At 45.3% G+C, this 23,575-nt stretch carries 27 protein-coding genes; 26 read left to right on the top strand and 1 reads right to left on the bottom strand.

The features are described from left to right. Positions 1 to 86: 86 nt before the first annotated feature. From AD710_RS18230 to fni, 12 genes are all read left to right on the top strand, one after another. On the top strand, positions 87 to 875 hold the full coding sequence (locus AD710_RS18230) for a metallophosphoesterase (RefSeq protein WP_049628706.1): 789 nt from the start codon (positions 87 to 89) through the stop codon (positions 873 to 875). A gap of 151 nt (positions 876 to 1,026) precedes the next feature. Beyond that, entirely contained in the window at positions 1,027 to 1,611 is a 585-nt protein-coding gene (locus tag AD710_RS18225; protein WP_003153412.1) for a genetic competence negative regulator, read from the top strand. A 156-nt stretch (positions 1,612 to 1,767) separates the two neighbouring features. Continuing rightward, positions 1,768 to 3,042 carry an NAD-specific glutamate dehydrogenase gene (gene gudB, locus AD710_RS18220; protein WP_016939121.1) on the top strand — a complete coding sequence of 425 codons (1,275 nt, stop codon included), beginning with the start codon at positions 1,768 to 1,770 and terminating at the stop codon, positions 3,040 to 3,042. A gap of 106 nt (positions 3,043 to 3,148) precedes the next feature. Further along, positions 3,149 to 4,132 (top strand): YpdA family putative bacillithiol disulfide reductase, encoded by a 984-nt coding sequence (locus AD710_RS18215; protein WP_047475714.1) that lies wholly within the window; start codon positions 3,149 to 3,151, stop codon positions 4,130 to 4,132. A 95-nt stretch (positions 4,133 to 4,227) separates the two neighbouring features. Next, positions 4,228 to 4,884: a glutamic-type intramembrane protease PrsW gene (gene prsW, locus AD710_RS18210; RefSeq protein ID WP_049628705.1), complete on the top strand. Its 657-nt coding sequence runs from the start codon at positions 4,228 to 4,230 to the stop codon at positions 4,882 to 4,884. Between the two features lie 130 nt (positions 4,885 to 5,014). Further along, positions 5,015 to 5,881 (top strand): spore cortex-lytic enzyme, encoded by an 867-nt coding sequence (gene sleB / locus AD710_RS18205; RefSeq protein ID WP_016939118.1) that lies wholly within the window; start codon positions 5,015 to 5,017, stop codon positions 5,879 to 5,881. Between the two features lie 24 nt (positions 5,882 to 5,905). Continuing rightward, on the top strand, positions 5,906 to 7,255 hold the full coding sequence (gene ypeB / locus AD710_RS18200; RefSeq protein WP_049628704.1) for a germination protein YpeB: 1,350 nt from the start codon (positions 5,906 to 5,908) through the stop codon (positions 7,253 to 7,255). An 87-nt stretch (positions 7,256 to 7,342) separates the two neighbouring features. Further along, positions 7,343 to 7,999, top strand: coding sequence for a flagellar brake protein (locus AD710_RS18195; RefSeq protein WP_049628703.1), 657 nt, complete (start codon positions 7,343 to 7,345; stop codon positions 7,997 to 7,999). A 46-nt stretch (positions 8,000 to 8,045) separates the two neighbouring features. Continuing rightward, a complete protein-coding gene (locus AD710_RS19920; RefSeq protein ID WP_016939115.1) occupies positions 8,046 to 8,222 on the top strand; it encodes a YpfB family protein in 177 nt (58 codons plus the stop codon). 78 nt (positions 8,223 to 8,300) lie between these two features. Then, entirely contained in the window at positions 8,301 to 8,975 is a 675-nt protein-coding gene (gene cmk / locus AD710_RS18190; protein WP_049628702.1) for a (d)CMP kinase, read from the top strand. Between the two features lie 228 nt (positions 8,976 to 9,203). Continuing rightward, on the top strand, positions 9,204 to 10,352 hold the full coding sequence (gene rpsA / locus AD710_RS18185; RefSeq protein ID WP_045925476.1) for a 30S ribosomal protein S1: 1,149 nt from the start codon (positions 9,204 to 9,206) through the stop codon (positions 10,350 to 10,352). Positions 10,353 to 10,366: 14 nt separating this feature from the next. After that, positions 10,367 to 11,416: a type 2 isopentenyl-diphosphate Delta-isomerase gene (gene fni, locus AD710_RS18180; RefSeq protein ID WP_049628701.1), complete on the top strand. Its 1,050-nt coding sequence runs from the start codon at positions 10,367 to 10,369 to the stop codon at positions 11,414 to 11,416. A 31-nt stretch (positions 11,417 to 11,447) separates the two neighbouring features. Here the strand turns inward: fni and AD710_RS19420 are convergent, their stop codons facing one another. Continuing rightward, entirely contained in the window at positions 11,448 to 11,579 is a 132-nt protein-coding gene (locus AD710_RS19420) for a YpzI family protein (protein WP_003153429.1), read from the bottom strand. Between the two features lie 76 nt (positions 11,580 to 11,655). Between AD710_RS19420 and AD710_RS18175 the strand changes: the two genes are divergently transcribed. The 14 genes from AD710_RS18175 to AD710_RS18110 all read left to right on the top strand — a co-directional run bounded on the left by AD710_RS18175 (position 11,656) and on the right by AD710_RS18110 (position 23,548). Continuing rightward, positions 11,656 to 12,258 (top strand): YphA family membrane protein, encoded by a 603-nt coding sequence (locus tag AD710_RS18175; RefSeq protein ID WP_047475717.1) that lies wholly within the window; start codon positions 11,656 to 11,658, stop codon positions 12,256 to 12,258. 190 nt (positions 12,259 to 12,448) lie between these two features. Further along, positions 12,449 to 13,759 (top strand): ribosome biogenesis GTPase Der, encoded by a 1,311-nt coding sequence (gene der / locus AD710_RS18170; protein ID WP_016939109.1) that lies wholly within the window; start codon positions 12,449 to 12,451, stop codon positions 13,757 to 13,759. A gap of 17 nt (positions 13,760 to 13,776) precedes the next feature. Then, complete coding sequence (locus AD710_RS18165) at positions 13,777 to 14,814, top strand: NAD(P)H-dependent glycerol-3-phosphate dehydrogenase (RefSeq protein ID WP_049628700.1); 1,038 nt, start codon at positions 13,777 to 13,779, stop codon at positions 14,812 to 14,814. Positions 14,815 to 15,132: 318 nt separating this feature from the next. Next, positions 15,133 to 15,336 carry a DUF2768 domain-containing protein gene (locus tag AD710_RS18160; protein WP_003153435.1) on the top strand — a complete coding sequence of 68 codons (204 nt, stop codon included), beginning with the start codon at positions 15,133 to 15,135 and terminating at the stop codon, positions 15,334 to 15,336. Positions 15,337 to 15,355: 19 nt separating this feature from the next. Next, positions 15,356 to 16,090: a hypothetical protein gene (locus AD710_RS18155; RefSeq protein WP_016939107.1), complete on the top strand. Its 735-nt coding sequence runs from the start codon at positions 15,356 to 15,358 to the stop codon at positions 16,088 to 16,090. 185 nt (positions 16,091 to 16,275) lie between these two features. Continuing rightward, positions 16,276 to 17,754 carry a stage IV sporulation protein A gene (gene spoIVA, locus AD710_RS18150; protein ID WP_003153438.1) on the top strand — a complete coding sequence of 493 codons (1,479 nt, stop codon included), beginning with the start codon at positions 16,276 to 16,278 and terminating at the stop codon, positions 17,752 to 17,754. Positions 17,755 to 18,126: 372 nt separating this feature from the next. Then, the gene (gene hbs / locus AD710_RS18145) at positions 18,127 to 18,405 is read left to right on the top strand and encodes a non-specific DNA-binding protein Hbs (protein WP_003153447.1); all 279 of its coding nucleotides are present in this window, start codon (positions 18,127 to 18,129) and stop codon (positions 18,403 to 18,405) included. Positions 18,406 to 18,591: 186 nt separating this feature from the next. Then, complete coding sequence (gene folE, locus AD710_RS18140; RefSeq protein ID WP_016939106.1) at positions 18,592 to 19,164, top strand: GTP cyclohydrolase I FolE; 573 nt, start codon at positions 18,592 to 18,594, stop codon at positions 19,162 to 19,164. 20 nt (positions 19,165 to 19,184) lie between these two features. Beyond that, positions 19,185 to 19,412 (top strand): trp RNA-binding attenuation protein MtrB, encoded by a 228-nt coding sequence (mtrB, locus tag AD710_RS18135; protein WP_003153449.1) that lies wholly within the window; start codon positions 19,185 to 19,187, stop codon positions 19,410 to 19,412. A 156-nt stretch (positions 19,413 to 19,568) separates the two neighbouring features. Next, the gene (hepS, locus tag AD710_RS18130) at positions 19,569 to 20,324 is read left to right on the top strand and encodes a heptaprenyl diphosphate synthase component 1 (RefSeq protein WP_016939105.1); all 756 of its coding nucleotides are present in this window, start codon (positions 19,569 to 19,571) and stop codon (positions 20,322 to 20,324) included. A gap of 5 nt (positions 20,325 to 20,329) precedes the next feature. Next, positions 20,330 to 21,031: a demethylmenaquinone methyltransferase gene (gene menG / locus AD710_RS18125; protein WP_049628699.1), complete on the top strand. Its 702-nt coding sequence runs from the start codon at positions 20,330 to 20,332 to the stop codon at positions 21,029 to 21,031. A gap of 28 nt (positions 21,032 to 21,059) precedes the next feature. Then, positions 21,060 to 22,022 carry a heptaprenyl diphosphate synthase component II gene (gene hepT, locus AD710_RS18120; RefSeq protein WP_016939103.1) on the top strand — a complete coding sequence of 321 codons (963 nt, stop codon included), beginning with the start codon at positions 21,060 to 21,062 and terminating at the stop codon, positions 22,020 to 22,022. A gap of 119 nt (positions 22,023 to 22,141) precedes the next feature. Beyond that, positions 22,142 to 22,588, top strand: coding sequence for a nucleoside-diphosphate kinase (gene ndk, locus AD710_RS18115; protein WP_003153455.1), 447 nt, complete (start codon positions 22,142 to 22,144; stop codon positions 22,586 to 22,588). A 189-nt stretch (positions 22,589 to 22,777) separates the two neighbouring features. Next, positions 22,778 to 23,548 (top strand): CheR family methyltransferase, encoded by a 771-nt coding sequence (locus AD710_RS18110; RefSeq protein WP_049628698.1) that lies wholly within the window; start codon positions 22,778 to 22,780, stop codon positions 23,546 to 23,548. Positions 23,549 to 23,575 lie beyond the last annotated feature (27 nt).

Here is a 23,575-nt window from a genome sequence, read left to right as displayed (position 1 = left end):
AAAGAGGCGTTTTCCGGAAAGGATAGAAACGTCTTTTTTTGTTTGTCCGTCTAATGTAAGACAATGACAGAATGGAGAGTGCATTTATGAAGCTTACAGCGGGAATTCTCGGCTCATTGGCGGGAGCGGCTGCAGTTATGGCGGCCGTCATGTACAAAACGGCAAACGGCAGCCATCTGAAAACACATACATTTACGCTTGATAAAATGAAAGGGATGAAGCCGCTCACCATCTTCTTTATATCTGACGTGCACCGCCGTTTAATTGATGAAAAGCTTCTCTGGGAAGCATCGGTTTATAAGCCGGATGCCGTTTTGCTCGGCGGTGATTTGGCGGAGGGCGGAGTTCCTTACGCCAGAATTGAAGAAAACATCAAGCGTCTGACGGCTCTTGCGCCTGTCATTTATGTGTGGGGAAATAATGATTACGAGGTCAGCCAGCAAAAATTGCTCTCTCTTTTAAGGGCATATAAAGTGATTCCGCTGAGAAATGAATCGGTTCAGTTTGCTTATAAAGGGGAAACCGTTACGATCTGCGGCGTGGATGATATCCGGATGATGATGGATGATTACGAATCTGCGGTCAGACATACGGATGCAAACGAAGTAAATCTCCTGCTTTGCCATAACCCGGAAATCCATGAGCAGATGAATGAGTCTGACGGAATTGATGCTGTGTTCAGCGGCCATACGCACGGCGGCCAAATCCGTTTCGGCCGGTTCGGGCCGTATGAGTTGGGCGGGACGGGAACGGTAAAGAAAGCGCATTACCTGATCAGCAACGGCTACGGCACGACAAAAGTTCCGCTGAGGCTCGGAGCGAAACCGGAGACGCATATGATTACACTGTGCGGACCTGATGAGCCGTTTTCCTGAAACAAACCCGGCCGTTCCGATAAAAAACGGCATTCTGCTTGTCTTCCCGCTGTACACGGTGTAAACTGATAACAAATTAAGAACCTATGACTCATTTATTCATATACTGTGTTATATGATTTGTGTGCAAGAAGAGGCAGGAGGGAACATTATGCGGCTTGAGCGTCTGAACTACAATAAGATTAAAATCTTTTTAACCCTCGACGATCTCACTGATCGGGGATTGACAAAAGAAGACCTCTGGAAGGACTCGTTTAAAGTCCACCAGTTATTTAAAGATATGATGAATGAAGCAAATACAGAGCTCGGCTTTGAAGCGAATGGTCCGATCGCGGTGGAAGTATATTCTCTTCAGGCACAAGGCATGGTTGTGATTGTAACGAAAAATCATGACGCGGACGCAGAAGATGACGAATATGACGATGATTATATCGAGATGCAGGTCAAACTTGACGAAAGCCCGGATATTATTTATCAGTTCCATTCGTTTGAAGATATCATTCAGCTTGCCGGGAGCCTTCATCGCATCGGGATTACCGGCGGAACCGTCTACCACTATGAGAACCAATACTATGTAAGTCTTGAAGACCTCGGCTCCCGTTCTGCCGAAGGCGTTATCGCGGTGCTGGCCGAATACGGGCATCCGGCGACGATCACGATTTACAGGCTCCATGAATACGGAAAACTCATCATGGACGGCAATGCTGTAGAGACCATCCAGAAACATTTTTCATAAAAAAGATGAAACGGCCGCTGTTTTCAGCGGCCGTTTTTTTTAGCGAAATAATGGAAAAATCATTGTCTTTCTTCTATGCACGGAGATATTGAAGGTGTATACTAGTCACTGAAAGGGAGCATGAGAGAAACAGAAGATTTTAGGAGGTTAACTCAAATGGCAGCCGATCGATTCACCGGTCATAATGAAGAAGACAAACATGATGTATTAAAATCAACCCAAACCGTAATACATAAAGCTCTGGAAAAATTGGGGTATCCAGAAGAAGTGTATGAACTGCTGAAAGAGCCGCTCAGATTATTAACGGTTAAAATTCCGGTTCGGATGGATGACGGGTCTGTGAAGATATTTACAGGCTATCGTGCGCAGCACAATGATTCCGTAGGTCCGACAAAAGGCGGTATTCGTTTTCACCCGAATGTAACTGAAAAAGAGGTGAAAGCACTTTCCATCTGGATGAGTTTAAAATGCGGCATTATTGATCTTCCTTATGGCGGTGGTAAAGGCGGAATTGTTTGTGATCCGAGAAATATGTCATTCAGAGAGCTTGAAAGACTGAGCAGAGGATACGTCAGAGCAATCAGTCAGATTGTCGGACCGACTAAAGATGTCCCGGCACCTGACGTATTTACAAACTCGCAGATTATGGCTTGGATGATGGATGAATATTCACGAATTGATGAATTTAACTCACCCGGCTTTATTACGGGGAAACCGCTTGTACTCGGCGGATCCCACGGCAGGGAATCAGCTACGGCAAAAGGCGTCACCATCTGCATTAAAGAAGCGGCCAAGAAAAAAGGCCTCGATATTCAGAACGCGCGCGTCGTCGTACAAGGTTTCGGAAACGCGGGCAGCTATCTGGCGAAATTTATGCATGACGCCGGCGCGAAAGTTGTCGGAATTTCTGACGCGTACGGAGGTCTTTACGATCCGGACGGTCTTGATATTGATTATTTGCTTGACCGCAGAGACAGTTTCGGAACAGTGACGAAGCTTTTCAATGATACCATTACGAATCAGGAGCTGCTTGAGCTTGACTGTGATATACTGGTCCCGGCAGCGATCGAAAACCAAATTACAGAAGAAAATGCTGACCGCATCAAAGCGAAAATCGTAGTAGAAGCGGCAAACGGACCGACGACACTGGAAGGAACGAAAATCCTGACAGACAAAGGAACGCTGCTGGTTCCCGATGTTCTGGCGAGTGCCGGCGGTGTAACGGTTTCTTATTTCGAATGGGTTCAAAATAACCAGGGCTTCTACTGGAGTGAAGAAGAAGTCGAAGAAAAACTGGAAAATATGATGGTAAAATCGTTTAATAATATTTATGAAATGTCCCAAAACCGCCGGATTGACATGAGGCTTGCGGCTTACATGGTCGGCGTGCGGAAAATGGCGGAGGCTTCGCGTTTCAGAGGCTGGATATAAACCAATCGTTTGCATAAACAAAAAAAATCTCCTATGATAATATAGGAGATTTTTTATATGAGTGGAAACTTATGATGGAAATGCCAAATCGCAGGAGTTGAAGGACATGACAGAAGAAAAAGCAATTATAATAGGCGGAGGTCCTTGCGGATTATCGGCGGCTATACATCTGAAGCAAATTGGCGTAAACGCCCTTGTGATCGAAAAAGGAAATGTCGTAAACAGCATTTATCACTATCCGACACATCAAACTTTTTTCAGTTCAAGTGAAAAACTGGAGATCGGCGATGTCGCCTTTATAACGGAAAACAGAAAACCGGTCCGAATACAGGCTCTCTCGTACTACAGAGAGGTTGTCAGAAGAAAAGAGCTTCGTGTAAACGCCTTTGAAACGGTGGAGCGCGTCACGAAACAAGAAGACGGCCGTTTTCTTGTTGAAACGTCAAAAGACCGCTATCTCACTCCGTTTTGTATTATCGCGACAGGATATTATGATCATCCGAATTATATGAACATACCGGGTGAAGAGCTTCCTAAGGTATTTCATTACTTTAAAGAAGGCCATCCTTATTTTGATAAAGATGTCGCGGTGATCGGCGGGAAAAACTCAAGTGTAGATGCGGCTTTGGAATTGGTGAAGTCCGGCGCGCGCGTTACGGTGCTTTACAGAGGAAATGAGTACTCCCCGAGCATCAAGCCGTGGATTCTGCCTGAGTTTGAGGCCCTCGTCAGAAACGGAACAATCCGGATGGAATTCGGCGCTTGTCTTGAAGAAGTGACGGAAGATGAGATCATTTTCCGCTCCGGCAGGAATGAGACGGTCAGGCTGAAAAACGATTTCGTATTTGCCATGACAGGATATCATCCCGATCACGGATTTCTTGAAAAAATCGGTGTGCAGATTGATGCAGAATCAGGCCGGCCGTTTTTCCGGGAAGAAACGATGGAAACAAATGTTGATGGTGTTTTTATTGCCGGGGTTATCGCAGCGGGAAATAACGCTAATGAAATTTTTATCGAGAACGGCCGTTTTCACGGCGGCTTGATCGCAAACGAAATTTCAAGACGGCTTGGTGCAGAGAGCATATGATCATTCATATGCTCTTTTTTTAGAAATTGGAAGATGTAAAAATATGAACAACATGGTACGATAGATATAGGAATATAAAGGAAAGAGGTTGCCTGATGTTTGCAATCATCTCTGCAGGAATTGCTCCCGGCATTGCGCTGTTAAGCTATTTTTATTTAAAAGATCAATATGACAATGAACCCGTACATATGGTGCTGAGGTCTTTTTTTCTCGGAGTTGTACTTGTGTTTCCGACCATGTTCATCCAGTATGTTCTTGAAAAAGAGCATGTAGGGGGAGGAAGCTTTTTCGTTTCGTTTTTGTCTTCGGGCTTCTTGGAAGAATCGGTGAAATGGTTTGTTTTGATGATCAGTGTGTACCCGCATGCTCATTTTGATGAGCATTATGACGGAATCGTTTACGGGGCCAGTGTGTCATTAGGCTTTGCGACGCTTGAAAATATCCTTTATTTATTCGGCCACGGTGTTGAGCATGCTTTCATCAGGGCGATTCTGCCAGTCTCCTGCCATGCGCTGATCGGGGTGATCATGGGGTTTTATCTCGGAAAAGCCCGCTTTTCGCGGAAAAAAGCCCGCGTGAAGTGGCTTGTGATTTCACTGGTCGTGCCTTCATGTCTGCACGGTTCTTACGATTTTATTCTTACCGCCCTCAATCATTGGGTATATTATATGCTGCCGTTTATGCTGTTTTTATGGTGGTTCGGGCTGAGGAAGGCAAAAAAAGCACGTTCCGTCAATATAATCCAAGTCTGAAGAAACCGCGCGCCGCGTGCGGTTTCTTTTTTATGCCTTGACAGGGGATAAGAAGGAAACGTGCATAAAAATAACCTCGTGACAGACAATACGGATACACTTTAAATTTTGCTGGAGGAGGCTTGAAAAGATGAAGTGTAAAGGAGCGTTTATGGCTTGTCTCATTCTATTTTCATTCGCCGCCGCTATCTTCGATCATGAAACGGCCCATGCGTTTTCAAATCAAGTGATTCAAAGAGGCGCAACGGGTGATGATGTTATAGAATTGCAGGCCCGTCTGCAATATAACGGGTTTTATAACGGGAAAATCGATGGTGTTTACGGCTGGACGACATACTGGGCCGTACGGAATTTTCAGGAGAAATTCGGCATGAAGCCGGTTGACGGCCTCGTCGGCGCGAAAACCAAGCAGGTGCTGATTTCAAAATCAAAATACTACCGCGAATATGTAATGGAGCAGATTCAAAAAGGGAATACGTTCACCCATTATGGCAACGTTCCTTTAAAAAACCAAACGAAACCGTCAGCCGGCGCCCAGAAGTCTGCTGGAACGAATAAGCCCGCTCAAAAACCGCAAAACAATACAGGCGGTCAGTCAAATCAAAAGCAAAATACGACAGCGGCCAATATGCCGGGCGGTTTCTCAAACAACGACATCAATCTTCTGGCGCAGGCTGTGTACGGGGAAGCGCGCGGTGAGCCGTTTGAAGGACAGGTTGCCATCGCCGCTGTTATTTTAAACCGTATTAAAAGCCCGTTATTTCCGAATACGGTGGCCGGCGTCATTTTCGAACCGCTCGCGTTTACCGCTGTTGCCGACGGCCAAATATATATGCAGCCGAATGAAAGAGCAAAAGAAGCAGTTCTTGATGCGATTAACGGCTGGGACCCTTCTGAAAACGCGCTTTATTATTTCAATCCTGATACGGCGACAAGCAAATGGATTTGGGGACGTCCGCAGATTAAACAGATCGGAAAACACATTTTCTGTGAGTAAAAGTACGAAAAATGAGGTGTTAACATGATTAGAGGAATCATTATCGCTGTTCTCGGTGTCGCGATCGCCGCAACCGGGTATTGGGGATATAAAGAGCATCAGGAAAAAGATGCGGTCCTTCTGCATGCGGAAAATAATTATCAGAGGGCATTTCATGAACTGACGTACCATGTAGATCAGCTTCACGACAAAATCGGGACGACGCTTGCAATGAACAGTAAAAAATCTTTGTCTCCGGCGCTCATTGATGTATGGAGAATAACATCTGAAGCTCATAACAATGTGAGCCAGCTGCCGCTGACTCTCATGCCTTTTAATAAGACGGAGGAGTTTTTATCCAATATAGGAGATTTCAGCTATAAAACATCGGTCCGGGATTTAGATCAAAAACCGCTTGATAATAAAGAATATACAACACTGAACAGCCTGTACAAACAGGCGGAGAACATTCAAAACCAGCTGCGCAGCGTCCAGCATCTCGTCATGAGCAAAAATTTGCGGTGGATGGATGTTGAGATGGCGCTGGCCTCTGACAAAAAACAAAGCGATAATACGATCGTCGACAGCTTTAAAACAGTCGAAAAAAATGTAGGCGCTTTTTCTGAAGACAGCACCAGCCCTACGTTTACAAGCGCAAATACAGAACGAAAAGGCTTTACGCATCTGAAAGGAAAACAAATTACAGAAAAAGAAGCGGTTAAAATCGCGCAACGGTTTGCGCCTGATCATAATTATTCCATTAAAGTAGTCAAAAGCGGCCGGAAGACGAATCGGGACGTATACAGCATCCGCATGAAAGACGCCGACAGCAAGTCTTTTATCTATATGGATATTACCCAAAAAGGCGGACATCCGGTCTATTTAATTCAAAAGCGGGCCGTGAAGAAACAAAAGATCAGCCTCAATGAAGCATCTAACCGGGCCGTCGCGTTTTTAAAGAAAAACGGTTATGAAACAAAAAATCTCGAAATTGATGAAAGCGCGCAATATAACAACATCGGCGTCTTTTCTTTTATTCCCGTTGAGAAAAACGTCCGTATTTATCCGGAAGCCATCCGGATGAAGGTGGCGCTGGATGACGGTGAAGTCGTCGGCTTCTCCGCGCGTGATTATTTGGCGGCGCACCGCACGAGAACAATTCCGGCTCCGGCTTTATCGGCTGATGAAGCGAAAGCGAAGCTGAATAAAAATGTTGAAGTCCGGGAGACGCGACAGGCACTGATCACGAATGAACTCGGCCAGGAAGTGCTTTGCTATGAAATGCTCGGGACGATCGGGAAAGACACATATCAAATGTTCATCAATGCGGACGACGGAAAAGAAGAAAAAATAGAAAAATTAAAAAGTGCAGAACCTATATATAAAGACCTATAAAAATAAAGGAGGAAAGGACTAAAAGTCTTTTCCTTTTTTTCATTACATGCTTTAATAAAAGCATAAATAATGAAAGAGTGAAGGCCCATGATAGCTGTCGGAGATTATATTTGGATTGAATACATAGAGAACAATGAGTTCAAAAAAGCGAGGAGCAAAGCAGTCAGTATTGAAAGCGGTGAACTGTACATCTCATATCCCGTCGATCTGGATACGGGACGGACGGTCTTTTTGCACAAAGGGTTGGAGATAACAGCTGAATTTATGGGGAACGGCCAAGTGCCTTATCAATTTAAAACCATAATCAAAGGGAAGAAAAAAGATCCCATCCCGATGATCGGACTGGATATTCCCCCTAAGGAAGAAATGAAGCGGATTCAAAGACGCCGGTACGTCCGTGCAGACGCTGTATTGGATGTAGCCGTCAAAATGGAAGCGGAAAAAACCGCCTTTCAAACGGTTTCTTCTAATATGAGCGCGGGCGGAATTGCAGTTGTGCTGCCTGAACATATTTCCGCGGAACCGGGTGAAAAGCTGCATGTTTCGTTTTCTCTTTCCGAAAAGGAAAATACAGCGGATATAACGGCCGAGGCTGTTACCCAGCGGGTTTTTTATGATGAAAAGGCGGCGAAACGAAAAATGACGCTTGAATTTACAGACATCGATCCCGCGTCTCAGCAGCATATACTCCGATACTGTATGCGCGCGCAGTTGCAGCAGAGAAGAAACCGTCAGCCGGAATAAACTGCAGCGCACTTTTCCATACTAATCCTAATGGAGGTGCGCGTGTATGAAAACATTTGAACGTCTGCTGGTCAAATTGGTCTGCATTCAGCTCGTTATTTTGGGCGCGGTACAGTTTTTGCTTCATTATCAGCCTATTGAACCTTATATTTCGAAAGCTGTGAAATATGAAGGAGTGGATAAAATGGAGAAAAAAGAATGGATTGAAACGGTAAAGCGGTAAATCGTCTCAATTTTTTCGCCCCTTTTCGGACAGTTCATGATACAATCCATAGAGGAGTAAAGAGCAAGGAGAGAGATTATGGACAAGAAATTATCAATTGCAATCGACGGTCCGGCGGCTGCCGGAAAAAGCACCGTTGCTAAAATAGTGGCTGAGAAAAAATCATATGTGTACATTGACACGGGAGCGATGTATCGTGCCATTACATATACAGCGCTCAAGCAAAATGCCGATTTAACGGATGAAGCCGCGCTCACAGAGCTTTTGAAGCGTACGGAAATTGAGCTTGTATCCGCTCCGGAAGGACAAATCGTTCTGGTAAACGGAGAAGATGTAACAGAAGAAATCCGAAAAGACGAAGTCAGCAACCAAGTATCAATCGCCGCCAAGCATAAAGGCGTCAGAGAAGAAATGGTGAAAAGACAGCAGCAGCTCGGAGAAAAAGGCGGCGTCGTCATGGACGGCCGTGATATCGGAACTCACGTGCTGCCTGATGCGGAAGTGAAAATCTTCCTTTTGGCGTCCGTAGAAGAAAGAGCGAAGCGCCGATATGAAGAAAATAAGAAAAAGGGCTATGACGTGAATTACGAGACGCTCATTGAAGAAATTGCAAGACGCGATAAACTCGATTCAGAGAGGGAAGTTTCCCCGCTGCGCAAAGCGGATGACGCGGTTGAAATCGATACAACGTCACTGGGCATTCCCGAAGTCGCAGGAAAAATTCTGGAGATCGTTGAACAGAAATCACGTTAACATCGGGCGGAGCTCATTTTAATTTTTTTCAAAAGACAAGATGTTATTGCTTGACAAACCAGTCCTTTTATTAGAAGTTAATACTAATAAAACTTTTTATTGATCATTCAAAATCTTTTTTTGGATGATTCTTTAATACATATTCGGCTGGAAAGCGGACATTCACATGTTCAGCTTTCAAACCGTTTTAATTAAGCTGTGTAGGTTTGGACCAAGGAGGTTATTCAAATGACAGAGGAAATGAATCAAATTGATGTTCAAGTGCCAGAGGTTGGAGATGTAGTAAAAGGGATTGTGACAAAGGTAGAGGACAAGCATGTAGATGTCGAAATTATCAATGTCAAACAATCCGGGATCATTCCAATCAGTGAATTATCAAGTCTTCATGTAGAGAAAGCATCGGATGTCGTAAAAGTTGACGACGAGCTTGACCTGAAAGTAACAAAAGTGGAAGACGATGCTTTGATTTTATCTAAACGTGCCGTTGATGCTGACCGCGCTTGGGAAGACCTTGAAAAAAAATTCGAAACAAAAGAAGTGTTTGAAGCTGAAGTGAAAGATGTGGTGAAAGGCGGTCTCGTCGTTGATATCGGCGTTCGCGGCTTTATTCCCGCATCACTTGTCGAAGCTCATTTCGTCGAGGATTTCACTGACTATAAAGGGAAAACTCTCTCTCTTATCGTCGTTGAACTTGACCGTGATAAAAACCGGGTGATTCTGTCACACCGGGCTGTGGTGGAAAAAGAACAGACAGCCAAAAAGCATGATTTTCTCCAAACGCTTGAAGTTGGAAGCGTGCTAGAAGGAAAAGTGCAGCGCCTGACTGATTTCGGCGCGTTTGTCGACATCGGCGGAATCGACGGACTTGTTCATATTTCGCAGCTGTCTCATTCACACGTCGAAAAACCGTCTGACGTGGTGGAGGAAGGTCAGGACGTAAAAGTGAAAGTACTGTCCGTAGACCGCGATAACGAACGTATTTCTTTATCTATTAAAGAAACGCTGCCGGGACCTTGGAGCCAGATCGGCGAAAAGGTAAAACAGGGAGATGTGCTTGAAGGAAAAGTGCAGCGCCTTGTAAGCTTCGGCGCCTTCGTTGAAATTCTTCCGGGCGTGGAAGGACTTGTGCACATTTCGCAAATTTCCAATAAACATATCGGAACGCCGCATGAAGTGCTTGAAGAAGGACAGACTGTTAAAGTGAAAGTGCTTGACGTGAACGAAAGCGAAGAGCGCATCTCCTTAAGCATGCGTGAGCTTGAAGAAGCGCCGAAAGCCGATCAGGAGGACTTCCGTCAATATCAGGCGAAAGAAGAGCCGAGCACAGGCTTTCAGCTTGGCGATTTAATCGGGGACAAGCTTAATAAATTAAAATAAATTGGTGATAAAACGTGACACGAGCAGAACGCAAAAGAGAACATATAAATCATGCGCTGTCTACCGGCCAAAGCCGGGAAACGGGGTTTGATGATATTACGTTTGTTCATGTCAGCCTGCCAGACCTTGCATTGGAAAAAGTGGATATCTCAACGAAAATCGGCGGACTCACAAGCAGTTCGCCGATTTTTATCAATGCGATGACAGGCGGCGGCGGACAGCTTACATATGAAATTAACAGGTCACTGGCAAGAGCCGCGCGCAAAGCCGGCATGCCGCTGGCTGTCGGTTCGCAAATGTCGGCACTGAAAGATCCCGCTGAACGGTATTCCTACGAAATCGTCAGAAAAGAGAATCCGGACGGTTTAATATTTGCGAATTTAGGCAGCGAGGCGGACGCCGAGCAGGCGAAAAGGGCAGTTGATATGATTGAAGCAGACGCCCTCCAGATTCATTTGAATGTGATTCAGGAGATCGTCATGCCTGAGGGAGACAGAAGCTTTACGGGCGCCCTCAGCCGCATTGAGCGGATTGCCGATACAGCGGGAGTGCCCGTTTTTGTCAAAGAAGTCGGCTTCGGCATGAGCAGGGAATCCGCACGGCGGTTATTTGATGCCGGGGCGGCAGCCGTTGATGCCGGCGGATACGGCGGGACAAATTTCTCTAAAATTGAAAATCTGCGCAGAGAGAAGGCGCTTCAATTTTTTAACACGTGGGGAATTTCTACAGCCGCAAGTTTAGCTGAAATCCGTTCGCTTTCCGCTGATCAATCTGTTATCGCATCCGGAGGGCTGCAAAGTGCGCTGGATGTCGCCAAATCGATTGCTCTCGGCGCATGCTGCGCGGGAATGGCGGGCACATTCCTGAAAGCTCTCACCTCAAAAGGAGAAGAGGGTCTTTTTGACGAGATGACGGCGCTTTTACAAGAGCTCAAAATGATTATGACCGTCCTTGGGTGTCAAACGGTCGCCCAATTGCAAAAGGCGCCTTTGGTCATAAAAGGTGACACACATCACTGGCTTTCTGAACGGGGAATTGACACATCCCGTTTCAGCCGACGTTAAAAGGCATGCGGACCCGCATGCCTTTTTTGCTTTACGATTTTCTTTTTCGGAATTCCCCGTTTTGCTCGAGGCTTGTCGCTCCTTTATGGTGAATCGAATCGTCGCGGTCCGATTCCACTCGGCGGGAGGCTTTCAGTTTTTTCTCCTGTCTGTCTTTTCCCATCATCATCCGCTCCTTTCAGGATAATTGGTTTAAAAAATGCGTTCCCGCTCCATACTGATCAAAGGAGGAGCGATTTATGGAACCGTTTTATTATTACTGGTCGATGTGGTTTTTATGGATACTTGCGACTTTTATTTTTGCCAAAACGAAAAGCCGTTTTTACGTATCAGTCTTTATTTTGACTAATATGATGGCAAGCATACATCAGATGACCGCTTATTTTACACTGAACGTGGCATATGTCATGTTTTTTGCTGCCGCATTTGTTTACGCGGGGAGTCTCGGCATGCATAAGCGGCTCCGTAATGTCCTGATTCATCTTACGGCTGCTGCAGCGTACAGCTTTATATTTCTTTTTGCATTATATGATCCCGTTTGGTTTATCATAAAACCTGAGTGGGCGGCTGTCATACTGCTTACCGTTATTACGGTTTCTGTTGAGGGGCGATTTCCTGAGAGGCTTTGTCTTTTTGTTCTCGGCATGTGCCAGGGAGAGTTATTGTATTCGGCGGTCATTCACAAAATTGCAGGTGCGGCAGCCGTCGGGGGCTATCAATGGCTTTCAGGCTGCTCGGCGGGAGTGATTCTGCTTATCGGGCTGACTACCTATGAACAGCTTGCGGCTCGCATCAGCCAAAAAAGCAAAAAGCAGGGCAAAGGGGCCACCAAAATGTCTTGAAAACGGACGGAGACTGTTGCATGAATGCGAAACATTTCGAAGAATACATTGTGATCTCGGTGAAAACTGATATAATAAATGAGTTAAGCCCTTCTGTTTGAAGGGTTCTTTTCATAGCGAAGATGATTTTAATAACCGGTTGAACAATTTTTGTGAAAATGTAAGCGGCTGGATTGAAAGGAAGGGTACTATGGGTAAACCTGTCGTAGCCATTGTCGGAAGACCGAATGTGGGAAAATCCACAATCTTTAACCGGATTGCGGGTGAAAGAATTTCAATAGTAGAAGATACCCCCGGAGTGACGCGGGACCGGATATACAGTTCGGCGGAATGGCTGAATTATGATTTTAACCTGATTGACACGGGCGGAATTGACATCGGAGACGAACCGTTTCTGACACAGATCCGCCAGCAGGCCGAAATCGCCATGGACGAGGCTGATGTGATCATCTTTATGGTGAACGGCCGCGAAGGTGTAACGTCTGCGGATGAAGAAGTGGCAAAAATATTGTACCGGACGAAAAAACCGGTCGTATTAGCCGTTAATAAATTAGATAATACCGAAATGAGAGCGAACATCTATGACTTTTACGCGCTCGGTTTTGGAGAGCCTTATCCGATTTCCGGTACTCACGGTTTGGGATTGGGAGATTTGCTCGATGCTTGTGCCGAGCATTTTAAAAACATTCCCGAAACGAAGTATAATGATGATGTCGTTCAATTCTGCCTGATCGGCCGTCCGAATGTCGGAAAATCCTCTCTTGTCAATGCGATGCTCGGCGAAGAGCGGGTTATCGTGAGCAACGTGGCGGGAACGACGAGAGACGCTGTAGATACGGCATTCACTTATAACCAGCAGGAATTTGTGATTGTTGACACGGCGGGCATGAGAAAAAAGGGAAAAGTATATGAAACAACAGAAAAATACAGCGTGCTTCGGGCATTAAAAGCCATTGACCGCTCAGACGTCGTCGGCGTGGTACTGAACGCTGAAGAAGGCATCCTTGAGCAGGACAAGCGGATCGCCGGATATGCCCATGAAGCAGGTAAAGCCGTCGTCATCGTCGTAAACAAATGGGATGCCGTTGATAAAGACGAACGCACGATGAAAGAATTTGAACAGAATATACGGGAGCATTTCCAATTTCTCGATTATGCGCCGGTACTGTTCATGTCGGCACTGACGACAAAGCGGATTCATACACTCATGCCTGCGATTATTAAAGCGAGTGAAAACCACTCTCTCCGCGTGCAGACAAATGTCTTAAATGACGTCATCATGGATGCGGTCGCCATGAATCCGACTCCGACGCACAATGGCTCCCGTCTGAAAATTTATTATGCGACTCAAGTCGCTGTTAAACCGCCGAGCTTCGTTGTTTTTGTCAACGATCCGGAACTGATGCATTTTTCTTATGAACGCTTTTTAGAAAACCGAATCCGTGATGCTTTCGGATTTGAAGGTACGCCAATTAAAATATTTGCAAGAGCAAGAAAATAAAAAGGTGTGATACAGAGATGAAAAAAGTGGCAATGCTTGGAGCGGGAAGCTGGGGCACTGCACTTTCTTTAGTGCTGGCTGATAACGGACATCAGGTCATGATGTGGGGGCACCGTGCCGAATTGATCGATCAAATCAACGGGCTGCATGAAAACAAAGATTATCTGCCGGGGGTGGAGCTGTCAAGCTCTATCATCGGCACAGCTGATTTAAGCGAGGCTTTAAAAGGAGCTGACTTCATCATTGTGGCGGTTCCGACAAAAGCCATTCGGGAAGTGCTGAAAAAGGCTCTGCCTTACATCCCGAAACAGTCGATCTTTGTTCATGTCAGCAAAGGAATTGAGCCGGATTCGCTTCTCCGCATTTCAGAATTAATGGAAGAGGAGCTGCCTGAGGAGTACAGAAAAGACATCGTTGTGCTTTCAGGGCCGAGCCACGCTGAGGAAGTAGGATTGAGACACCCGACGACTGTTACATCATCTTCAAAAAATATCGAGGCTGCAGAAGCAGTTCAGGATCTATTTATGAACCAGCATTTCCGTGTCTATACCAATCCGGATATGATCGGTGTTGAAATAGGGGGAGCGTTAAAGAACATCATCGCTCTGGCAGCGGGAATTACAGACGGGTTGGGATACGGAGATAACGCAAAAGCGGCCCTGATCACCCGCGGTCTCGCTGAAATCGCCAGACTCGGCACAAAGATGGGCGGAAACCCTCTCACCTTTTCCGGCCTGACTGGCGTAGGCGACTTAATCGTGACGTGTACGAGCGTCCATTCCCGCAATTGGCGCGCCGGCAACCTGCTCGGCAAAGGGTACAAGCTGGAGGCTGTCCTTGACAAGATGGGAATGGTTGTTGAAGGCGTGCGGACGACGAAAGCGGCGTATCAGCTTTCTCAAAAATACCAAGTGAAAATGCCGATTACAGAGGCGCTTCACCAAGTGTTATTTAACGGGCAGAAGGTAGAAACGGCCGTAGAATCTTTAATGGCCAGAGTGAAAACCCATGAGATGGAAGACTTGGTCAACACATTCGAAAACCGGGTGAAGTGACAATAACATACCGTCTGCATATTCTGAAATGACGAAAGTCCAAAACGCGGAACTCTCCGGCTGAAATCGCTTAAAACATTTGCTGATTTAGGCAGAAGAGGATGCAGACGTACGCATCTACGCATACTATAGCATCGAAGTCCAAGAGAGTGTATCTCAGACGTATAGGTGAATATAGTCAACTTGACTGAAGCAAAGTCCCCCTCTTTGCTTCAGTTTTTTTGTTTTTTCAATAGATGGAAAACCTGTTGATCTTTTCAACATTTGTATATTAAAATGAAATATAACGCTTACAATGATGGGACGGGGGGCACGGACGTGAGTGTGGCATTGATGAAAATGTGGTTTGCGCTTGGTGCTATGGGATTAATGTTTGTTGCGGTGGCCTCTATTTATGTCAGCAGGTACAAAGTGAAAAACAAGCTGATCAAAGCAGCAGTTTCTTCGCTCGCTTATGCCTGTATGGTCATCTCGGGATTGATCGTGTTAATGGTCGTTTTCAGCGGACCTGTCAATGAATAAGCAAAAAAGGGGGCGCGGAATGCATAAGATGAAAATGGCCGTCATAACGGCATTTGCGGTGCTTCTGCTGTCCGGCTGTCTGTATCCTGAAGCGGAAAAAACTGAAAATAAAGTATCTTACAAGCATCAGCTTCAGCAGGTTCAAGCGGCAGTGGATGAGTTTAAAAAGGCGAACGGCGGACTTCTGCCGATTCAGACAAAAGATATGAAAACACCGATCTATCAAAAATATCCGATAGATTTTAAGCGGCTCGCGCCCAGATATATAGAGGAGCCGCCGGCATCAGCTTTTGAAAGCGGAGGAATGTACCAATACGTGCTTGTCGATGTGGAAAATAAGCCTACCGTGAAGCTGATCGATCTCCAAATGGCTGAGGCAATCCGCGATATGAAGCTGCGTGTTAAAATGTATCAGGAAAAACATACATATCCGCCCTATGAGGATGCTGTTTCAAAAGGGCTGTTCACTTTAAATAAAAAAAAGCTCGGCATGAAAGACACTCCTTCAGTCAAAAGTCCGGTTTCAGGCACGTCTCTGCCGCTTTTAATCGGCGCTGACGGAGAAATCTATGCCGACTATCGCGTCGATCTCGCCCGCTGTCTGAAAGAAAACAAAAAGAAAATCAGACCGGGCGCGGAAATTCAGGATATTTTATGGAAAGAGACGCCTTTCGTCCCGGCCTTTTCAGTCACATACACCGTAAATGAAAAACAGGAACCCGTTTTTTTAGAAAGTAAAACGAAACAGGAATGAACCTTTCTCCCGCGCATACAAATAGGGAGAAAGGTTTTTTTGATTCCGATAGAAAAGATTGCCTGAAAATTTTCTAAAGATGTCATATTGAAATAGGACAACGTCATACACATATAGTGTCCTGTATTTGATTGAAGAATGGTGAATGAAAAATGATAAGGATAGGAAGTCCGGGAGGGGATCACTTGGAAAAGGTCGATATTTTCAAGGATATCGCTGAACGAACAGGAGGCGATATATACTTAGGAGTCGTCGGCGCTGTCCGTACAGGGAAATCTACATTTATTAAAAAATTTATGGAGCTCGTGGTGCTCCCGAATATCAGCAATGAAGCCGATCGAGCGCGGGCGCAGGATGAGCTTCCGCAAAGCGCAGCAGGAAAAACGATTATGACCACAGAACCAAAATTTGTTCCGAATCAAGCCATGTCCGTACATGTGGCAGAAGGGCTTGACGTCAATATCCGTCTTGTGGATTGTGTGGGATACACGGTTCCCGGTGCGAAGGGATATGAAGATGAAAACGGCCCGAGAATGATCAATACACCATGGTACGAAGAACCGATTCCCTTTCATGAAGCGGCGGAGATCGGTACGAGAAAAGTCATCCAGGAACATTCCACAATCGGGGTCGTCATTACGACGGACGGCTCAATCGGTGATATTGCGCGGGGCGATTACGTAGAAGCGGAAGAAAGAGTCATTGACGAGCTGAAGGAAGTCGGCAAACCGTTTATTATGGTCATCAACTCGGTGAAGCCGTACCACCCGGAAACAGAAGCGCTCAGAGCTGAATTAAGCGCGAAATATGATATCCCCGTTCTCGCCATGAGTGTTGAAAGCATGAGGGAAACAGATGTGTTAAGCGTTCTCAGAGAAGCGCTTTACGAGTTCCCTGTGCTGGAAGTGAATGTCAACCTTCCGAGCTGGGTCATGGTGCTGAAAGAAAATCACTGGCTCAGAGAGAGTTACCAGGAATCAGTGAAAGAAACCGTAAAAGATATCAAACGACTGCGCGACGTCGACCGGGTTGTCGGCCACTTCAGTGAATTTGAGTTTATCGAAAGCGCCGGATTGGCCGGAATTGAACTTGGCCAGGGTGTCGCAGAAATTGATTTATACGCGCCGGATCATTTATACGACCAGATTTTAAAAGAAGTAGTGGGCGTTGAAATCCGCGGGAAAGACCACCTGCTTGAATTAATGCAGGACTTCGCCCACGCGAAAAAGGAATATGATCAGGTTTCAGACGCGCTGAAAATGGTGAAACAGACCGGCTACGGCATTGCAGCCCCGGCCTTAACGGATATGAGCCTTGATGAACCGGAAATCATCAGACAGGGATCAAGATTCGGAGTAAGGCTGAAAGCGGTCGCCCCGTCCATTCATATGATAAAAGTGGATGTGGAAAGTGAATTCGCGCCGATCATCGGGACGGAAAAGCAAAGCGAAGAGCTTGTCCGCTACTTAATGCAGGACTTTGAGGATGATCCGCTTTCGATCTGGAACTCCGATATTTTCGGAAGATCATTGAGCTCGATCGTAAGAGAAGGAATCTCGGCGAAACTGTCGCTTATGCCGGAAAATGCGAGATATAAACTGAAAGAAACGCTTGAGAGAATTATAAACGAAGGCTCAGGCGGCCTGATCGCCATTATTTTGTAAGCTGAAGGACCTCTTCCTGAAACGGGGGGTCTTTTTTTGTCTTTTAGATACTGGAAATCAATCAAGGATTAGGAGGAAAAAAGCAAAAAAAGGAATATTTGTTCGGTAAAACACGCGAAAACCTTGACGAGCAAGGGATTGGGGCTTTAAAATGCTTGATATGGCTTTTTATATGTGTTACTCTACTTACAGAAAATCTTCACTTTGTTGGACAAACATTCCTCAAAGTGTCTGTTTTCTTTTGAAAAGCCGTTTACTTGTCTGTTCTTCCCTGCTTTGATTTTTTATAAGACAGGTTTAGAATCAGGCTGAACTGTGAAGAAATGATAATAAACTGCTGAATTGATACCCTTTTGGGAGGAGGTGAAAGGCATGAACAAGACAGAACTAATCAATGCGGTTGCAGAAGCAAGCGAATTGTCTAAAAAAGACGCTACAAAAGCAGTTGATTCTGTTTTTGATACGATTTTAGATGCACTTAAAAATGGTGATAAAATCCAACTGATCGGTTTCGGTAACTTTGAGGTGCGCGAGCGTTCTGCACGTAAAGGACGTAACCCGCAAACAGGTGAAGAAATCGAAATCCCTGCAAGCAAGGTACCTGCTTTCAAACCAGGTAAAGCTCTTAAAGACGCTGTTGCAGGAAAATAATTGTGAATATAGATCGTGTATGCATCTGATACATACACTTTGTTTCTTCACAGAAAAGCCCCTTGATAAAGGGGCTTTTCATATTTAAGCAGCCTCGGTCTCCGGGCAGGACTTTCGTTTTGCTTTTGGCGCGTCAAATGTGCTAGAATCGAAATTAAATGTATTCAATGGTGGAGGACACAGACAATGAAAGAAGTTAATAAAGAACAGATTGAACAGGCAGTTCGCCAGATTTTAGAGGCGATTGGAGAAGACCCGGACCGGGAAGGTCTTTTAGATACACCGAAACGCGTGGCGAAAATGTACGCGGAAGTATTCTCGGGGTTAAATGAAGACCCGAAAGAGCATTTCAAAACCGTTTTCGGCGAGGACCACGAGGAGCTTGTTCTTGTAAAAGATATCGCGTTTCATTCTATGTGTGAACATCATCTTGTTCCTTTTTACGGAAAAGCGCATATTGCCTACATTCCGCGCGGCGGTAAAGTGACAGGCCTGAGTAAATTGGCGCGTGCAGTGGAAGCCGTTTCAAAACGCCCGCAGCTGCAGGAGCGCATTACTTCAACGATTGCAGAAAGCATCGTAGACACCTTAGATCCCCACGGCGTCATGGTTGTCGTTGAAGCTGAGCATATGTGCATGACGATGAGAGGCGTAAGAAAGCCGGGGGCAAAAACGGTAACTTCCGCTGTAAGAGGTATTTTTAAAGATGACGCTGCGGCGCGTTCCGAAGTGTTAGAACATATTAAACGTGCGGATTAATTATGATAGAGGGTGCAGATATGAATTCAAAGCATTCAAGTGATTTTGTCGTCATTAAAGCGGTCGAGGACGGTGTGAACGTCATCGGTTTAACGAGAGGAACGGATACGAAATTCCACCATTCTGAAAAGCTGGACAAAGGTGAAGTGATTATCGCTCAGTTTACAGAGCATACTTCAGCCATCAAAGTGAGGGGCAACGCCCTCATCCAGACCGCTTACGGAGAAATGAACAGCGAAAAAAAATAAGCCGGCTGTTTCCCGCTTTTGCCAAATGCCCGCAAACGGCGGGAGAATACAGCCAATTTCTTTTTTTTATGCTATAATGATACCTGCGTATAATAATGACGAGTAAATCTCATACATATTAGAATAAATGTGAATTTGGGGACAAGGGTGATATTTTTGCAAGACATCTACGGAACTTTAGCGAATTTAAATACGAAATTAAAACAAAAGCTGTCTCATCCTTATTTAGCGAAACATATTTCTGCGCCGAAAATCGATGAGGATAAGCTTCTTCTTTTTCACGCTTTGTTTGAAGAGGCGGACATTAAGAACAACGACAGAGAAAATTACATAGTAACTGCGATGCTTGTCCAAAGCGCCCTTGATACCCACGATGAAGTGACAACAGCCAGAGCGTTAAAGCGAGACGAAAATAAAAACCGGCAGCTCACCGTGCTTGCCGGCGACTATTTCAGCGGACTGTATTATTCGCTTTTATCTGAAATGAAGGATATCTATATGATCCGGACGCTCGCTACGGCAATTAAAGAAATCAATGAGCATAAAATCCGTCTGTACGATCGGTCTGTCAATGACTTGAATCAATTGATCGAAAGCATGGCGATTGTGGAAGCGGCCCTGTTTCACAGAGTGTCAGACCACTTTAATCTTCCGCGCTGGAAAGAGCTGGCGAGTGATTTTTTTGTGTATAAGCGGCTGATGAACGGCAATGCTATATTTCTCGATGTCATCGGCAATATTGTAAAGTCAGGGAAATCAAAGGCTGAAATACTGGAAGAAAGCTTCCGAAAGGCGAAGCAAAGCATTGAAACGCTGCTGCCGCTCAATTCACCAATCCAAAATCTAATGCTGAACCGGCTTAAAGCGATCAGCCAAGACAAAACATATCATCAGAAAGTGGAAGAAGGGTAATCAACATGCAGGAGTCAAAAGAACAGCGCGTACACGGCGTGTTTGAAAAAATCTATAAAAATTATGACCAAATGAACTCTGTCATCAGTTTTCAGCAGCATAAAAAATGGCGCGACAAAACGATGCAGATCATGAATGTGCAAGAAGGCGCAAAAGCGCTTGACGTCTGCTGCGGGACGGCTGACTGGACGATTGCCCTCGCAGAAGCTGCCGGAAAAAACGGCGAAATCAAAGGGCTGGATTTCAGCAAAAATATGCTGAGCATCGGCGAGAAAAAAGTAAAAGAGGGCGGTTACAGCCAAATTGAGCTTTTGCACGGAAACGCAATGGAGCTTCCTTTCGCTGATGATTCTTTTGATTTTGTCACCATCGGCTTCGGACTCCGGAACGTTCCCGACTATCTGACCGTGCTGAAAGAAATGCGGCGCGTCGTCAAACCGGGCGGACAGGTCGTATGCCTGGAAACATCCCAGCCGGAAATGATCGGTTTCAGACAGGCATATTTTCTTTATTTTAAATACATCATGCCTTTCTTCGGAAAAATGTTTGCGAAGAGCTATAAAGAATATTCTTGGCTTCAAGAATCAGCAAGAGAATTTCCCGGTATGAAAGAGCTTGCGCGTCTGTTTGAAGAAGCGGGCCTGACGAATGTCAAATACCATTCGTTTACCGGCGGAGTGGCCGCTACGCATATCGGCTGGAAATGATGAATATACAGATGTTTGGGTGAATGATATGAAATTTAAAATGGCCTATTCTTTTTTAAATGATGATATTGATGTGATCGAAAGGGAGCTTGAGCAGACGGTACGGTCTGACTATCCCTTGCTGAGTGAAGCCGGGCTCCATCTGCTTCAGGCAGGAGGCAAGCGGATCCGTCCTGTTTTCGTATTGCTTTCCGGCATGTTCGGCGACTATGACATTAATAAAATAAAATATGTTGCGGTGACGCTGGAAATGATTCATATGGCCTCCCTCGTGCATGACGACGTCATTGATGACGCCGAGCTGCGGAGAGGAAAGCCGACCATTAAAGCCAAATGGGACAACCGCATCGCCATGTATACCGGTGATTATATGCTTGCGGGCTCGCTTGAGATGATGACGAGACTGGATGAGCCGAAAGCCCACCGGATCCTGTCCAAAACCATCGTAGAAGTATGCCTCGGAGAAATTGAACAGATCAAAGATAAATATAATATGGAACAAAACCTCAGAACCTATTTACGCCGCATCAAACGGAAAACGGCGCTTCTTATCGCCGTCAGCTGCCAGCTCGGCGCCATCGCTTCGGGAGCTGATGAAAAGATTCATAAAGCATTATATTGGTTCGGCTATTACGTGGGCATGTCCTACCAGATTATTGATGATATCCTTGATTTCACTTCAACGGAAGAGGAGCTGGGAAAACCGGTCGGAGGAGATCTGCTGCAAGGAAACGTCACTCTGCCCGTTTTGTACGCGCTGCGTCAGCCTGAATTGAAAAATCAGCTGAAATTAATTAACAGCGAAACAACACAGGAGCAGCTCGCCCCCATTATTGAAAATATTAAACGCACAGATGCGATTGAAAAATCAATGGCCGTCAGTGACAGATACTTAAAAAAAGCGTTTGAAAAGCTGAATACGCTGCCGAGGGGACGTGCGCGTTCATCATTGGCCGCCATTGCCAAATATATCGGCAAACGGAAATTTTAAATCCTTTTACGAACAAGATGTGAACATTCTCCGCCCTGGATTGATTAATTGTCAGAAAGATGTTACGATTTCGGTGTGCAACTTGAAAGCCTATACATAATGATGGGGTGGAGAATCTTATGGAAAAAACTTTTATCATGGTAAAACCGGACGGCGTACAGCGCCAGCTGATCGGAGAGATTTTATCGAGATTTGAGCGTAAGGGCTTACAATTGGCAGGAGCCAAGCTGATGCAAGTTTCAGAACAGATGGCTGAAAACCATTATGCTGAACATAAAGGGAAACCGTTTTTCGGTGAGCTTGTGGAATTTATTACATCTGGACCCGTATTTGCAATGGTATGGGAAGGGGAAAATGTAGTAGAGATCACAAGACAGCTGATCGGAAAAACAAACCCGAAAGACGCACTGCCAGGCACGATTCGCGGTGACTACGGCATGTTTGTCGGCAAAAATATCATTCACGGTTCAGACTCCTTAGAAAGCGCTGAACGGGAAATTGACATTTTCTTTAAACAGGAAGAGCTTGTACCGTATCAAAAATTAATGGCCGACTGGGTGTACTAAGCCGTCAGCCTTTCTTTTTCTCTTGTTATGAAAAGGTTTACATATTTTAAGAAAGACAGAGGCTTCGCTGCCCTGTCTTTTCATTTCTCACAAATCAGCCTGCGGGCTGATTTTTTTATTGAAATCGTACAAATTAGAAAGAAAACAGGCTATACTAGGACAAAAGACAGCGAGATTGGGAGAGAAGCAATGGAGCCTTACGACATTTTTATCACCAAGTGGAAGAAAATAACCGGTGTTGATTTATCTTTATACAAAGAAGCACAAATGAAAAGGCGGCTGACGTCCCTTTATGAAAAAAAGGGATTCAAAGATTTTCAGGAATTTGCCGCCGCTTTGGAGAAAGACAAGCTTTTATTAAACGAAACATTGGACAGGATGACAATCAATGTTTCTGAATTTTACCGAAATTATAAACGATGGGAAGTTCTTGAAACCTCAATTCTTCCGTTAATAAAGCATAACAAACCGTTAAAAATATGGAGTGCGGCCTGTTCAACGGGGGAGGAACCCTATACCTTGGCCATGATTCTCAATCAGCAGGCGGGTTTGGCCGGATATGATATATTGGCGACAGATATTGATGAAAAGGCGCTTGGCAAAGCCAAGCGGGGCATCTATCAGGAGCGGTCTCTGCAAGAGGTGCCGGCTTCCATAAAAAGCCGCTATTTCACCAAGCAGGCTGACAACAGCTATCAAGTAAAACAAGAGATTCAGAAAAACATCCGGTTTAAGCGGCACAACCTGCTTGCCGACAGCTATGAACAGGATTTTGATCTGATCGTCTGCCGCAATGTTTTTATTTATTTTACTGAAAAAGCGAAAGAAGAGCTGTATGTGAAAATGGCGGACAGCCTGAAAAAGAACGGAATTCTGTTTGTCGGAAGCACAGAACAAATTTTCAGCCCGGAAAAATTCGGCCTTGAAAGCACTGATACATTTTTTTATCAAAAAAGATAGAAGACATTTTATGAAAACTTGTGTTAT

The organism is Bacillus sp. JFL15 (assembly GCF_001184225.1).
Taxonomy (GTDB): Bacteria; Bacillota; Bacilli; order Bacillales; family Bacillaceae; genus Bacillus; species Bacillus siamensis.
Note: the sequence above shows the minus strand (reverse complement) of the source record. Positions and strands in the feature narration are given on the sequence as shown.